This is a genomic window from Roseixanthobacter pseudopolyaromaticivorans, assembly GCF_043195145.2.
Lineage (GTDB): Bacteria > Pseudomonadota > Alphaproteobacteria > Rhizobiales > Xanthobacteraceae > NCEH01.
The window spans coordinates 2,450,891-2,464,611 of sequence record NZ_CM195539.1; the positions used below are offsets into that span (position 1 = coordinate 2,450,891).

Annotated in this window: 13 protein-coding genes; all 13 read right to left on the reverse strand. The window is 63.5% G+C overall.

The features are described 5' to 3' along the window. Positions 1 to 3 precede the first annotated feature (3 nt). Positions 4 to 1,431 (reverse strand): NADH-quinone oxidoreductase subunit NuoN, encoded by a 1,428-nt coding sequence (gene nuoN, locus V5F68_RS11820; RefSeq protein WP_394014924.1) that lies wholly within the window; start codon positions 1,429 to 1,431, stop codon positions 4 to 6. 14 nt (positions 1,432 to 1,445) lie between these two features. After that, positions 1,446 to 2,960, reverse strand: coding sequence for an NADH-quinone oxidoreductase subunit M (locus V5F68_RS11825; RefSeq protein WP_394014925.1), 1,515 nt, complete (start codon positions 2,958 to 2,960; stop codon positions 1,446 to 1,448). A 2-nt stretch (positions 2,961 to 2,962) separates the two neighbouring features. Further along, entirely contained in the window at positions 2,963 to 4,888 is a 1,926-nt protein-coding gene (gene nuoL, locus V5F68_RS11830; RefSeq protein ID WP_394014926.1) for an NADH-quinone oxidoreductase subunit L, read from the reverse strand. 4 nt (positions 4,889 to 4,892) lie between these two features. Further along, complete coding sequence (gene nuoK / locus V5F68_RS11835) at positions 4,893 to 5,201, reverse strand: NADH-quinone oxidoreductase subunit NuoK (protein ID WP_348844925.1); 309 nt, start codon at positions 5,199 to 5,201, stop codon at positions 4,893 to 4,895. Positions 5,202 to 5,210: 9 nt separating this feature from the next. After that, complete coding sequence (locus V5F68_RS11840; protein WP_348844924.1) at positions 5,211 to 5,825, reverse strand: NADH-quinone oxidoreductase subunit J; 615 nt, start codon at positions 5,823 to 5,825, stop codon at positions 5,211 to 5,213. Positions 5,826 to 5,997: 172 nt separating this feature from the next. Next, positions 5,998 to 6,486 (reverse strand): NADH-quinone oxidoreductase subunit NuoI, encoded by a 489-nt coding sequence (nuoI, locus tag V5F68_RS11845; RefSeq protein ID WP_348844923.1) that lies wholly within the window; start codon positions 6,484 to 6,486, stop codon positions 5,998 to 6,000. Positions 6,487 to 6,538: 52 nt separating this feature from the next. After that, entirely contained in the window at positions 6,539 to 7,558 is a 1,020-nt protein-coding gene (gene nuoH / locus V5F68_RS11850; protein ID WP_348844922.1) for an NADH-quinone oxidoreductase subunit NuoH, read from the reverse strand. A gap of 113 nt (positions 7,559 to 7,671) precedes the next feature. Further along, positions 7,672 to 9,750 carry an NADH-quinone oxidoreductase subunit NuoG gene (nuoG, locus tag V5F68_RS11855; protein WP_394014927.1) on the reverse strand — a complete coding sequence of 693 codons (2,079 nt, stop codon included), beginning with the start codon at positions 9,748 to 9,750 and terminating at the stop codon, positions 7,672 to 7,674. 9 nt (positions 9,751 to 9,759) lie between these two features. Continuing rightward, complete coding sequence (locus V5F68_RS11860) at positions 9,760 to 9,966, reverse strand: hypothetical protein (protein ID WP_394014928.1); 207 nt, start codon at positions 9,964 to 9,966, stop codon at positions 9,760 to 9,762. Positions 9,967 to 9,969: 3 nt separating this feature from the next. Continuing rightward, a complete protein-coding gene (gene nuoF, locus V5F68_RS11865; protein WP_394014929.1) occupies positions 9,970 to 11,277 on the reverse strand; it encodes an NADH-quinone oxidoreductase subunit NuoF in 1,308 nt (435 codons plus the stop codon). 3 nt (positions 11,278 to 11,280) lie between these two features. Continuing rightward, a complete protein-coding gene (nuoE, locus tag V5F68_RS11870; RefSeq protein WP_394014930.1) occupies positions 11,281 to 12,150 on the reverse strand; it encodes an NADH-quinone oxidoreductase subunit NuoE in 870 nt (289 codons plus the stop codon). Then, positions 12,150 to 12,512 carry a hypothetical protein gene (locus V5F68_RS11875; RefSeq protein ID WP_394014931.1) on the reverse strand — a complete coding sequence of 121 codons (363 nt, stop codon included), beginning with the start codon at positions 12,510 to 12,512 and terminating at the stop codon, positions 12,150 to 12,152. The genes nuoE and V5F68_RS11875 overlap by 1 nt, the downstream gene beginning before the upstream one ends. After that, positions 12,509 to 13,717, reverse strand: coding sequence for an NADH-quinone oxidoreductase subunit D (locus tag V5F68_RS11880; RefSeq protein ID WP_394014932.1), 1,209 nt, complete (start codon positions 13,715 to 13,717; stop codon positions 12,509 to 12,511). The genes V5F68_RS11875 and V5F68_RS11880 overlap by 4 nt, the downstream gene beginning before the upstream one ends. Positions 13,718 to 13,721: the final 4 nt, after the last annotated feature.

The following is a 13,721-nucleotide window of genomic DNA, read 5'->3' on the forward strand; positions in this document are numbered from 1 at the left end:
AGTTCAGAAAAGTGCCCGGGCGGCCACACCGGCCGCGTTGATCAGCGGCGAGGGATAGACGAAATAGAAGATGGTGAACAGGCCGGAAAGGCCCAGCACCGCCTTCAGTTCACCGGGCATGGGGTCGAACGCTTCCGCCGGCTCGTCAAAATACATGATCTTGACCACCCGGAGGTAATAATAAGCGCCCACCACCGAGGCGAGCACGCCGATCACCGCCAAGCCATACAGGCCCGCTTCGACCGCCGCGAGAAACACATAGTATTTCGCCAGGAACCCAGCGAGCGGCGGAATGCCTGCGAGCGAGAACATCAGCCCACCCAGCAACAGGGCCATCATGGGATTCGTCCGCGCGAGACCGGCCAGGTCGTCCACATTCTCGACTGCATTGCCGTTGCGGCGCATGGAAAGGACGCAGGCGAAGCTGCCCAGGGTCATGGCGACGTAGATCGCCATATAGACCAGCACGCCGCGGATGCCCTGCGGGGTGGCCGCGGCCAGCCCGACCAAGGCAAAGCCCATATGGCCGATGGAGGAATAGGCCAGCAGGCGCTTGATATTGCGCTGTCCGATGGCAGCGAACGCGCCTAGCACCATCGAGGCGATGGACACGAAGGTGATGATCTGCTGCCAGGAGTGCGTGATATGCGGGAAGGCTTCCATGGCAACCCGCAGGAACACCGCCATGGCGGCCACCTTCGGAGCGGTGGCGAAGAAGGTCGTCACCGGCGTGGGCGCGCCTTCGTACACATCCGGCGTCCACATGTGGAACGGCACCGCCGAAACCTTGAAACACAGGCCGGCGAACAGGAACACGATGCCGAAGACGAGCCCGATGGTGGGCGTCGTGGCAGCCGCGGCGATGGCGCCGAAATTCACCGAATCCGTGAACCCGTAGATCAGCGAGGAGCCATAAAGCAGCATGCCCGAGGACAGGGCACCGAGGACGAAATACTTCAGACCGGCCTCGGTGGAGCGCACCGAATCCCGATTGTAGGCGGCGACCACATAAAGCGAGAGGCTCATCAGTTCGAGCCCGAGATACAGCGCGATCAAATCACCCGCCGACACCAGCATGCACATGCCGAGGGTGGCGATGAGGATGAGCACGGGATACTCGAACTTGCTCTGCCGTTCGCGGTTTAGCCAATGCACGGAGAGGATCAGCGACACCAGCGCGCCGAGGATCGCGAGCGCCTTCATGAAGCGGCTGAAGTCGTCAATCACCAGACTTCCGCCAAACGCCGAAATGGCGGCATGGGGCGCGATCAGGACCAAGATGCCGGCAGCGGCCAGGACCGCGATGGCGAGGCCGTTCACCAGATTGGCGGCCGCTTCGCCGCGGATTGCACCGACCAGCAGCAGCACGATCGCCGAAACGGCGAGCGTAACTTCGGGAAGAACGGCGCCGAGCGGAGGCAGGGACGACATCGGGCGACCTCGGGTCAGAAGCTGAACATCAGCGTGGCGGTCTTCACCGCCGACGCGACAGTATCGGTACGGGCGACCACCGCGTTCACCGCCGTGGACGTCATGTCCAGGATCGGCGCCGGCCAGAAGCCGAACAGGATGGTGATCACCACGAGCGGGACGAGGATGGCGATCTCGCGCGGGCCGAGATCAAGGATGTCCTTGAGATTGTCCTTCTCAAGCGGCCCGAAGATCACGCGCCAATAAAGCCAGAGCGCATAGGCGGCCGAGAAGATCACGCCGGTGGCGGCGAAGAACGCGATCCAGCTATTGCGCTCGAAGGCCGCCAGCATGGTGAGAAACTCACCGACGAAGCCGGAGGTGCCGGGCAGGCCCACATTAGCCATCGTGAAAATCATGAACGCGGTCGCATAGAGCGGCATGCGCTTCACGAGCCCGCCGTAAGCGGCGATGTCGCGGGTGTGCATGCGGTCGTAGATCACGCCGACGCAGAGGAACAGCGCGCCCGACACGAAGCCGTGCGAGATCATCAGGAACATGGCGCCCTGCAAGCCCTGCTCGTTCATCGCGAACAGGCCCATAGTGACGAAGCCCATGTGCGCCACGGAAGAATAGGCGATCAGCTTCTTGATGTCGGTCTGCACCAGCGCCACCAGCGAGGTGTAGATGATGGCCACCACCGACAGCGTGAACACCAGCGGCGCGAACAAATGTGAGGCATCCGGGAACATCGGCAGCGAGTAGCGGATGAAGCCGTAGCCGCCCATCTTCAGCAGCACGCCCGCCAGGATCACCGAGCCGGCGGTCGGAGCCTCCACGTGGGCGTCCGGCAGCCAGGTATGAACCGGCCACATGGGCATCTTCACCGCGAACGAGGCGAAGAAAGCCAGCCAGAGCCAGGTCTGCATCCCCACCGGGAAGCCGTGGGTCATGAGGGTCGGCACGTCTGTGGTGCCGGCCTGCCAATAGATCGCCATGATGGCGAGCATCAGCAGCACCGAACCGGCGAGCGTGTAGAGAAAGAATTTGAAGCTGGCATAGATGCGGCGCGGACCGCCCCAGATACCGATGATCAGGAACATCGGGATCAGCGAAGCTTCGAAGTAGAAATAGAAGAGGACCAAATCCAGGGCGCAGAAGGTGCCGACCATCAAGGTCTCAAGCACCAAGAAAGCGATCATATATTCCTTCACCCGCTTCTTCACACTGTCCCAGCTGGCCAGGATACAGAAGGGCATGAGGAAGGTGGTCAGGATAACAAGCGGCAGTGAGATCCCGTCCACGCCCATATGATAGGCCGCGACATCTCCCAGCCAGGGATGCTTCTCGACGAACTGGAAGCCGGCCGCCTTAGAGTCAAAGCCCGGTAACAGCAGCAGGGAGACGATGAAGGTGACGAGCGTCGTCCACAGCGCCACCCAGCGGGCGTTGCGGGCGGACACTGCATCATCACCCCGCACCACCAGGATGAACAGCGCTCCCACCAAAGGCAGGAAGGTGACGACGGAGAGGATGGGCCATGTGGTCATCGTCACACTCCGGCGAACATGAACCAGGTGATGAAGGCGGCGACGCCGATCAGCATCACGAAGGCATAGTGATAGAGATAGCCGCTCTGCAGCCGCACGACGGAGGCGGTCACATCGAGTACCCTGGCGGAAATACCGTCAGGCCCCAGCCCGTCGATGATCCTCCCGTCACCCTGCTTCCACAGGACGCGACCGATCCAGAGCACGGGGCGGATGATGATGAAATTATAGATCTCGTCGAAGTACCATTTGTTCAGCAGGAACTGGTAGAGCGCGTCCTGGCTGCGGGCCAGCGCCACCGGCACCTTCGGATCGAGCACATAGAACCAAAAGGCGACCAGGAAGCCCAGCACCATCATGGCCGTCGGCGCGAGACCGGCCCAAGTTGGCACTTCATGCATCTCGTGGAGAATGTGATTTTCCGCGCCCATGAAGATGGACTGGCGGAAGAAGTCCTGAACGTGATGGCCGACAAAGTCGCCGTAGAACACCATGCCGGCAAAGACCGAGCCGACGGCGAGCACGCCGAGCGGAATGGTCATCACCAGCGGCGATTCATGCGCCGCTTCATAATGGTGGTGGTCATGCGGATGACCATGGAAGGTCATGAACACGAGGCGCCAGGAATAGAAGGAGGTCAGCGCCGCGGCGGCCACAGTCATCACCCAGCCGTAGAGCGCAAAGCTGTTGTCGCTGGCCCAAGCCGCCTCGATGATGGCGTCTTTCGAATAATAGCCCGCCAGGAAGGGGAAGCCGGTGATCGCCAGCGTGCCGATGAGCATCATGGCGTAGGTGAACGGGATCTTCTTATAGAGCCCGCCCATGTGGCGCATGTCCTGCTCGTGGTGCATCGCATTGATGACCGAGCCGGCGCAGAGGAACAGCAGCGCCTTGAAGCAGGCGTGGGTGAAGAGATGGAAGATGCCGATCGAATAGGCCCCCGCACCCATGGCCACGAACATGTAGCCGAGCTGGGAACAGGTGGAATAGGCGATCACCTTCTTGATGTCGTTCTGCACCAGGGCCACCGTGGCCGCGAACATCGCGGTCGTCGCGCCCACCAGCATCACGACGTTCAGCGCCGCGTGCGAGAGCTCGAAGATGGGCGACATGCGCGCCACCATGAACACGCCTGCGGTAACCATCGTCGCGGCGTGGATAAGGGCGGAGACCGGGGTCGGCCCTTCCATCGCGTCCGGCAGCCAGGTGTGGAGCAGGAACTGGGCCGACTTGCCCATGGCACCGACGAACAGCAGCAGCGCGATCACGGTCGGCGCATCCCAGGCATGGCCGAGGAAGTTGATGCTCTTGCCCACCAGCGAAGGCGCCTGCGCGAAGACCGCGTCGAAGGTGACCGAGCCGGTCATAACGAACACGGCGAAGATTCCGAGCATGAAGCCGAAGTCACCCACGCGGTTCACGACGAAGGCCTTCATGGCCGCCGCGTTCGCCGAGGGCTTCTCATACCAGAACCCAATGAGCAAATAGGAGGCGAGGCCGACGCCTTCCCAGCCAAAGAACAGCTGGACCAGATTGTCCGCCGTCACCAGCATCAGCATGGCAAAGGTGAACAGGGACAGATAGGCGAAGAAGCGCTGGCGGCTCGGATCCTCGTGCATGTAGCCGATGGAATAGAGGTGAACCAGCGATGAGACTGTCGTCACCACGATCAGCATGATGACCGTCATGGTGTCGATGCGGAACGCCCAGTCGATCTTGAGATCGCCCACATGGATCCAGCGCATCACCTGCACATGCGCATCATGTCCGCCGAAGCCCACCTGGAAGAAGGCGACCCAGGCCAATGCGCAGGAGATGAACAGAAATGCCGTCGTGATGATCTCGGCCGGACGCGCGCCGAGCACGCGGCCGAAAAGACCGGCGATGAGAAAGCCGATGAGGGGGAGAAAGACGATCGCCTGATACATGGCCTCAGCCCTTCATGGCATTGATGTCCTCGACGGCGATCGAACCGCGGTTGCGGTAGAACACCACGAGGATGGCGAGCCCGATGGCCGCCTCGGCGGCAGCGACGGTCAGCACCAGGAGCGCGAACACCTGGCCGACGATGCTGCCGTGGAAGGCGGAGAAGGCGACCAGATTGATATTCACGGCGAGCAGGATCAGCTCCACCGACATCAGGATGACGATCACGTTCTTCCGGTTCAGGAAGATGCCGAGCGTGCCCAGCGTGAACAGGATCGCCGCGACCGTGAGATAGTGGGAAAGCGAAATGTCCATCTTTCCCTCCTATATGCCCTGGCCAGGGCGCACCTTGACCACTTCCATCGCGGTCTCGGGCGTGCGGGCAACCTGGGCGGAGACGTTCTGGCGCTTCACATTCGCCTTATGGCGCAGCGTGAGCACAATGGCGCCGATCATGGCCACGAGCAGCACCATGCCCGAGGCCTCGAAGAAGTAGACATAGTCAGTATAGAGGACCTGGCCGAGCGCCTTCGTGTTGCTGATGGCGACCCCGCCGGCGGCTGCCGCCTTCGGCAATTGCGCGACGGCCGGCGCCGTTGCCCAGGTACCCACCACCAGAATCAATTCCACCAGGAAGACAACGCCCACCAGCGCGCCCACGGGAAGATATTGCAGGAACCCTTGCCGCAGCTCGACGAAGTCCACGTCGAGCATCATCACGACGAAGAGGAAGAGCACCGCCACCGCGCCGACATAGACCACCACCAGGATCAGCGCGAGGAACTCGACCCCGATCAGGATGAACAGGCCCGCCGCATTGACGAAGCACAGAATGAGAAACAGGACCGAATGGACCGGGTTACGGGAGGAAATGACCATGAAGGCCGACGCCACGAGGACGCCAGCGAAGAGATAGAAAAACACTGCCGCGACACTCATGCGCCGAGCTCCCCTCTCCGCGGCGCCTCGGCGCCGATCCTATGCGGCCGCACGTGGCGGCCGGCCCGTCGATAGCCCGTACCCATCACATAAGTCCACTGTCTCGGGTGCCCGCAGGACGCGCGCCCCCTCAGCCCCAACCCTCACCGCCCGCCTGAGCGGGCGAACCCTGTCACCGATAAGGCGCATCCAGCGCGATGGACTGCGCGATCTCACGCTCCCACCGGTCGCCATTGGCGAGCAGGCGCTCCTTGTCGTAGTACAATTCCTCGCGCGTCTCGGTCGCGAACTCGAAGTTCGGCCCCTCGACGATGGCATCCACGGGGCAGGCTTCCTGGCAGAAGCCGCAATAGATGCATTTCACCATGTCGATGTCGTAGCGCGTGGTGCGGCGCGTGCCGTCATTGCGGCGCGGACCAGCCTCGATGGTGATGGCCTGGGCGGGGCAGATGGCCTCGCACAATTTGCAGGCGATGCAGCGCTCTTCCCCATTGGGATAGCGGCGCAGCGCATGCTCCCCGCGGAAGCGCGGCGAGATGGGGTTCTTCTCGAACGGGTAGTTGATGGTCGCCTTGGGCGCAAAGAAATAGCGCATGGCGAGCACAAAACCCGAGAGAAACTCGGTGAGGAAAACGGCACGGGCCGCTTGATCCAGTTTCATGGCATCGCTCCCGCCGCGCCGACGCGGCCGAATGAAAGGTCGGGGGTCTCGATCATTGGGGCGCCGTCCCGGTGAAGTGAAGGACGCTCGCCACCACGACCACGGCCACCAGCGAGATCGGCAGGAAGATCTTCCAGCCGAGCCGCATCAGCTGGTCGTAGCGATAACGAGGCACCATCGCCTTGGCCATCGCGAACAGGAAGAACATGAAGCACAGCTTCAGGACGAACCAGATGATGCCCGGCACCCAGGTGAAGGGCGCGAACGGCAGCGGGGAAAGCCAGCCGCCGAGGAAGAGGATCGTGCCCAGCGCGCACATGGTCATGATGGCCACGTACTCGCCCAGCATGAACAGCAGATAGGGCGTGGACGAATATTCCACCATGAAGCCGGCGACGAGCTCGGATTCCGCTTCCACGAGGTCGAAGGGCGGGCGGTTGGTTTCCGCGAGCGCCGAGACCAGGAAGATCACGAACATCGGCAGCAACGGCAGGAAATACCAGTTCAGCAGGCCGAACCGTCCATTCTGCGCCTCGACGATAGCCGAGAGGTTTTGCGAACCGGCGCACATCAACACCGTGATGATGACGAAGCCGATGGAGACCTCATACGACACCATCTGCGCCGCGGAGCGCAGCGCCGCCAGGAACGGATACTTCGAATTGGACGCCCAGCCGGCCATGATGATGCCGTACACGCCCAGCGAAGAGATAGCGAAGATATAGAGAATGCCGATGTTCAGGTCGGCGATCACCCAGCCAGAGGCCAAGGGAATGGCCGCCCAGGCCGAGAGCGCGAGCACGCAGCTCACCAGCGGCGCCAGGATGAAGATGCCCTTGTTGGAGCCCGCCGGAATGATCGGCTCCTTGAGCACGAACTTCAGCAGGTCGGCGAAGGATTGCAGCAGGCCGAACGGGCCCACCACATTGGGGCCGCGGCGCATCTGCACCGCCGCCCAGATCTTGCGGTCCGCCAACAGGATGAAGGCGATAAAGATCAGCAGTGCCACCAGCAGCGCGAGGCTCGCGCCGAGGATGATCAGCACCTGGATAAGGGTATCCTGCCAGCTCATGGGTTCTTCCCGCCCCTCAATCCATCATCCGGCAGGGCGCATGCCCGGCCGGCTTCCAGCAGGCCGAGGCCCGCTCACCCAGCGTCCCGTTGCTCGTCCCGCCCGCCATGGCCCTACTCCGCCGCCACGGCATCGCTGCCGAGCCGCAGTTTCGAGCATTCCGCCATCACGGCGGATGCCCGGGCGATGGGGTTGGTCAGGAAAAAGTCACCAATGGTGGAGACGAACGCACCCTTGTCGGCCGTCCCGCCCGTCGCGGCGAGCGCAGCGATCGCACCAGCATCCGCCGGCTCCACCTGATCCAATCGGCCGAGGTGCGGATGGGCAGCGACCAGCGCGGAGCGCAAAGCCAAGAGCGTGTCGTAAGCCAGCTTGTGACCGACCACTTCGGACAGCGCACGCAGCACCGCCCAGTCCTCGCGGGCATCGCCAGGCGGGAAGGCCGCGCGATTGGCGAACTGCGGCCGCCCCTCGGTATTGACGTAAATGCCGGACTTTTCCGGGTAGGCCGCGCCCGGCAGGATCACATCAGCGCGATGGGCGCCGCGATCACCATGGGTGCCGAGATAGACAACGAAGGCGCCAGGCGCCACGTCCACTTCATCCGCGCCGAGCAGAAAGGCCAGATCCAGCGCGCCGGCGGCGGTCATGCCCGCCACGTCGAGACCACCCTCGCCGGGGACGAGGCCCACGTCGAGCGCGCCGACGCGCGAGGCTGCGGTATGCAACACCGCAAAGCCGTTCCAGCCGTCTTTCACGGCTCCGACAGCCACTGCAACGCGTGCCGCGAGCGAGAGAACCGCCGCGCCATCCGGACGGGCGAGGGCCCCCTGCCCCACGATCACGAGCGGACGCTCCGCCGCCTTCAGCGCGTCCGAGAAGGTGCCGGCGCCAGCGAGTTCCGCGAGAGTTTCAGGCCCTGCGCCGAGATATTCGTAGGGATAGGTCAGATCCACACGCGGACCGATCACGCCAACCTTCAGACCACCCATGCGCCAGCGCTTGCGAATGCGCGCGTTCAGCACGCTCGCCTCGTGGCGCGGATCGGTGCCGATGAGCAGGATCGCGTCCGCCTCTTCGATCCCCTCGATGCCGGCATTGAAGATATAGCTGGCGCGCCCGAGCGCCGGATTGAGCGCCGCACCGTCCTGGCGGGCATCGATGTTCTTTGAGCCGAGCTTGTCGAACAGCTGCTTGAGGGCAAACGCTTCCTCGACGGTGGCGAGGTCACCGAGGATCGCACCGATGCGAGCCGGCGTCGTCGCCTTCACCTTGGCGGCGATCACCGCGAAGGCCTCGGTCCAAGTCGTGGGCATGAGGCGCCCATCCTTGCGCACATAGGGGCGGTCGAGGCGCTGCGCCTTCAGGCCATCCCACACATAGCGCGTCTTGTCGGAGATCCATTCCTCATTCACCGCCTCGTTGGTGCGCGGCAGAATGCGCATCACTTCGCGGCCGCGGGTATCGATGCGGATGTTGGAGCCGACCGCATCCATCACGTCGACGGATTCGGTCTTGGTCAGTTCCCAGGGCCGCGCATGGAAGGCATAGGGCTTGTGGGTCAGTGCGCCCACCGGGCAGAGGTCCGCCACATTGCCCTGCAGTTCCGAATGCATGGCGTGTTCGAGATAGGTGGTGATCTCCATATCCTCGCCGCGCCCGATGGCACCGAGGTCAGCCGCGCCGGCGACTTCCGTCGTGAAGCGCACGCAGCGGGTGCAATGGATGCACCGGTTCATGGAGGTCCGCACCAGCGGCCCGATATATTTGTCTTCGACCGCCCGCTTGTTCTCGGCGAAGCGGGAGGTGTCCACGCCATAGGCCATGGCCTGGTCCTGCAGATCGCACTCGCCGCCCTGATCGCAGATCGGGCAATCCAGCGGGTGATTGATGAGCAGGAACTCCATCACCCCTTCGCGGGCCTTCTTGACCATGGGGCTCTTGGTGAGCACCACCGGCGGCTCGCCGTTCGGGCCGGGGCGCAGATCCTTCACGGCCATGGCGCAGGAGGCGGTGGGCTTGGGCGGGCCGCCCTTCACTTCCACCAGGCACATGCGGCAATTGCCGGCGATGGACAGCCGTTCATGGAAGCAGAAGCGCGGAATTTCGACGCCAGCCACCTCGCACGCCTGCAACAGCGTGAATTCGGCTGGAACATCGACTTCGGTGCCGTCAACAATCAGCTTGGCCATGACAGGTCCCTACTGCAGATCGATCGGATCAAGCGCACGCTCAATCCGGCCGACGCGATGTTCCAGGCGTTCAAAGCGGCGACTGTTTTCCACAACAGCCTCCTCAAGCGCGGTCACGCGAACTTCCAAATGATGGATGTCCTCCGCCATCCGCTCGGTGCGCGCATCCATGCGGCGCAGGAGCGTCAGGAGAGAATTATCCGCTTCGTTGGCCATCCCTCACTCCGCCGCGACCGGCATATGCACCGGGTCGGAATGAGGATTGGCCGCATATTGGTCGATGCGCTTCTCGATCTCATGACGAAAGTGCCGGATCAGGCCCTGAACCGGCCAAGCCGCCGCGTCGCCGAGCGCGCAGATGGTGTGGCCTTCGATCTGGGTCGTCACTTCCAGCAGCAGATCAATCTCGCGCTTCTGCGCGCGGCCTTCGGCCATGCGGTTGAGTACGCGCCACATCCAGCCCGTGCCCTCGCGGCACGGCGTGCACTGGCCGCAGCTCTCATGCTTGAAGAAGTAAGAGATCCGCGCAATCGCCCGCACAATATCGGTGGACTTGTCCATCACCAGGATGCCGGCGGTGCCGAGGCTGGACTTGGCGGCGCGGGTGCCGTCGAAATCCATGATCAGGTCTTCGCACTGCTCGGCCGGGATCACCGGGCAGGACGCGCCGCCGGGAATGATCGCCAGCAGATTGTCCCATCCGCCGCGAATGCCGCCGCCGTGGCGCTCGATCAATTCCTTGAACGGCGTGCCCATGGCGTCTTCGACCACGCAGGGCGTGTTCACATGGCCCGAGATGCCGAACAGCTTGGTGCCCACATTGTTCGGACGGCCGATGCCGGCGAACCACGCCGCGCCGCGCCGCAGGATGTCGGGCGCGACGGCGATGGATTCGACGTTGTTGACCGTGGTCGGGCAACCATAGAGGCCCATGTTAGCGGGGAACGGCGGCTTCAGCCGCGGCATGCCCTTCTTGCCTTCGAGGCTTTCCAGCAGCGCGGTTTCCTCGCCGCAGATATAGGCGCCGGCGCCGTGGTGCACGTAGAGATCGAACGGGTAGCCGTGGACATTGTCCTTGCCGATCAGCTTGGCCTCATAGGCCTGCTCAACGGCGGCTTCGAGCTGCTCACGCTCCCGCACATATTCGCCGCGCACATAGATATAGGCCGCGTGCGCCCCCATGGCGAAGGAGGCGATAAGACAGCCTTCGATCAGGAGATGCGGATCATGCCGCATGATCTCCCGGTCCTTGCAGGTGCCCGGCTCGGATTCGTCGGCGTTCACCACGAGATAATGAGGGCGCCCGTCCGAGACTTTCGGCATGAACGACCATTTGAGACCGGTCGAGAAGCCGGCGCCGCCGCGGCCGCGCAGGCCCGAGACCTTCATCTCATTGATGATCCAGTCGCGGCCTTTTTCCAGGATGCCCTTGGTGCCATCCCAATTGCCGCGCGCAAGCGCGCCCTTGAGGCCCCAGTCATGCAACCCGTAGAGATTGGTGAAGATGCGGTCCTTGTCCTGGAGCATGGCTCACTCCTCCGGATCGCGCACGCCGGTGCCGGTCTTCGGCGCCTCGCGCTTTGAGCCCGTCACGGAGGGGCTGCTCTCCTGGGCGGCGCGCGCCACCTCTTCCCGCTTTTCGCCGGCGTGCTGTCCGTTCACGACCTTCTCCTGCGCGGCGGACGCGATGCCGACAGGATCGATCGGAGTCTCCACCGCCGCACCCGGACGGCCGGCCTGCAACAAATCCGGCTGCTCGTCGGCCGCTGCCACGGCTGCTTCGGCGGCGCGAGGCTCATAGATCTGCGGATCGGTGAGCGAGGTGAGATCCCCGGCCGGCGCGGAGAACTGGCGGCCCGTCTGCGGGCCCGGCTTCACCGGGCGGCCAGCGGCGAGATCATCCAGAATCTTCTCCAGGATCTCGGGGCTTAGGTCCTCGAAATAATCGTAATTGATCTGAACCATGGGCGCGTTGGCGCAGGCGCCGAGGCATTCCACTTCCAGCCAGGACAGCGCACCATCGGCCGAAACATGACGCTCCGGTCCGATCTTGCGCTGGCAGACCTCTTTCAGCTCATTGGCGCCGCGCAGCATGCAGGGCGTGGTGCCGCAGAGCTGCACGAAGTGACGCCCCACCGGTTCCAGGTTGAACATGGTGTAGAAGGTGGCGATCTCCAGCACCCGGATGTTCGGCATGCCGAGCCGGTCTGCGACCACGCGGATCGCGGGCTCCGGCAACCAGCCGCCGCACTGTTCTTGCGCCTTCCACAGGAGCGAAATCACGGCGCTGGCCTGGCGGCCTTCGGGATATTTGGCAATCTGACGATCGGCCCAGGCATCGTTCTCCGCCGTGAAGGCGAAGCTTGCGGGCTGCTCAGCTGCGAGGCGGCGGACGGACATCAGCGGCTTCCCGGGCTGACAATGTGACAATCATTATAGGCGCCGCCCACCTGGGCGATGCCGCAATAGGCGTAGACGCCATCCTTGTAGAGCTTCACCGCAGCCCCGTCCGCATGGGCGAAACTGCCCCGCGTGCCGGGAATGCCGCTCTCGGGGATCAGCGCCGCGTCCACCGGCTGCCAGCCGCCGTTCAGCAGGCTGAACATGGTGAGCTTCTGCACCACCATCGCCTTAGGCGGCTCCGTCGGAGCACCGAGGGGCACCACCACATCAAGCGTGGTGGGCACGCGGCTGGCATCGGCAGCTTCACCAAGGCCGCAGGCCAGCGGAAGAAGTGCGGAAGCGGTCAGGAGAACCTTCACCGATCCACCTCCCCGAACACGATGTCAAGGGAGCCGAGGATCGCAGAAACGTCCGCAAGCATGTAACCGCGGCACAAGAAATCCATCGCCTGAAGATGCGCAAAACCGGGGGCGCGGATCTTGCAGCGATAGGGCTTATTGGTGCCATCGGCGACGAGATAGACGCCGAACTCGCCCTTGGGCGCTTCCACCGCCGCGTACACGTCGCCGGCCGTCACGTGATAGCCTTCGGTATAGAGCTTGAAGTGGTGGATCAGCGCTTCCATCGAGCGCTTCATCTCGCCCCGCTTCGGAGGCACCACCTTGTTGTCCACCGTGGCGACCGGACCCGGCTCCTTCAACAGGCGCTGCACGCACTGCTTCATGATCTTGATGGACTGCCGCATCTCTTCCATGCGGACCACATAGCGATCATAGCAATCGCCGTGCTTGCCGATGGGGATGTCGAAATCCAGCTCGGAATAGCATTCATAAGGCTGCGCCCGGCGTAGGTCCCAGGCGGCGCCGGAGCCACGCACCATCACGCCGGAAAAGCCCCAGGCCTGTGCCTCCTCCAGCGTGACCACGCCGATATCGACCGTGCGCTGCTTGAAGATGCGGTTTCCGGTAACGAGGGCATCAAGGTCGGCGAGCGTCTGCAGGCACGGATCGCAGAAAGCGCCGATGTCTTCCACCAGCTTGGTCGGCAAGTCCTGATGGACCCCACCCGGCCGGAAATAGGCCGCATGCATGCGGCTGCCGGAGGCGCGCTCATAGAACATCATGAGCTTTTCGCGCTGCTCGAAGCCCCACAGCGGCGGGGTGAGCGCACCCACGTCCATCGCAAAGGTCGTGACGTTCAGGATATGCGAGAGCAGGCGGCCGATTTCGGAATACAGCACGCGGATCAGCTGACCGCGGATCGGAACCTCGATCCCGAGAAGCTTCTCCACCGCCAGGCAATAGGCATGCTCCTGGTTCATCGGCGCGCAATAGTCGAGCCGATCGAAATAGGGCACGGCCTGGAGATAGGTCTTGGCTTCGATCAGCTTTTCGGTGCCCCGATGCAGCAGGCCGATATGCGGATCGACGCGTTCCACGACTTCGCCGTTCAGCTCGAGCACCAGGCGCAGCACGCCGTGGGCCGCCGGATGCTGCGGGCCGAAATTGATCTGGAAGTTGCGGACCGGGGCGCCGGGGCGTGGCGAGTCAAGAGTATGGGCCATGGGG

What these genes read in the sequence shown, in the direction of transcription:
- nuoN (WP_394014924.1), bottom strand. Translation starts at nt 1,431, where the DNA reads ATGTCGTCCCTGCCTCCGCTCGGCGCCGTTCTTCCCGAAGTTACGCTC.
- V5F68_RS11825 (WP_394014925.1), bottom strand. Translation starts at nt 2,960, where the DNA reads ATGACCACATGGCCCATCCTCTCCGTCGTCACCTTCCTGCCTTTGGTG.
- nuoL (WP_394014926.1), bottom strand. Translation starts at nt 4,888, where the DNA reads ATGTATCAGGCGATCGTCTTTCTCCCCCTCATCGGCTTTCTCATCGCC.
- nuoK (WP_348844925.1), bottom strand. Translation starts at nt 5,201, where the DNA reads ATGGACATTTCGCTTTCCCACTATCTCACGGTCGCGGCGATCCTGTTC.
- V5F68_RS11840 (WP_348844924.1), bottom strand. Translation starts at nt 5,825, where the DNA reads ATGAGTGTCGCGGCAGTGTTTTTCTATCTCTTCGCTGGCGTCCTCGTG.
- nuoI (WP_348844923.1), bottom strand. Translation starts at nt 6,486, where the DNA reads ATGAAACTGGATCAAGCGGCCCGTGCCGTTTTCCTCACCGAGTTTCTC.
- nuoH (WP_348844922.1), bottom strand. Translation starts at nt 7,558, where the DNA reads ATGAGCTGGCAGGATACCCTTATCCAGGTGCTGATCATCCTCGGCGCG.
- nuoG (WP_394014927.1), bottom strand. Translation starts at nt 9,750, where the DNA reads ATGGCCAAGCTGATTGTTGACGGCACCGAAGTCGATGTTCCAGCCGAA.
- V5F68_RS11860 (WP_394014928.1), bottom strand. Translation starts at nt 9,966, where the DNA reads ATGGCCAACGAAGCGGATAATTCTCTCCTGACGCTCCTGCGCCGCATG.
- nuoF (WP_394014929.1), bottom strand. Translation starts at nt 11,277, where the DNA reads ATGCTCCAGGACAAGGACCGCATCTTCACCAATCTCTACGGGTTGCAT.
- nuoE (WP_394014930.1), bottom strand. Translation starts at nt 12,150, where the DNA reads ATGTCCGTCCGCCGCCTCGCAGCTGAGCAGCCCGCAAGCTTCGCCTTC.
- V5F68_RS11880 (WP_394014932.1), bottom strand. Translation starts at nt 13,717, where the DNA reads ATGGCCCATACTCTTGACTCGCCACGCCCCGGCGCCCCGGTCCGCAAC.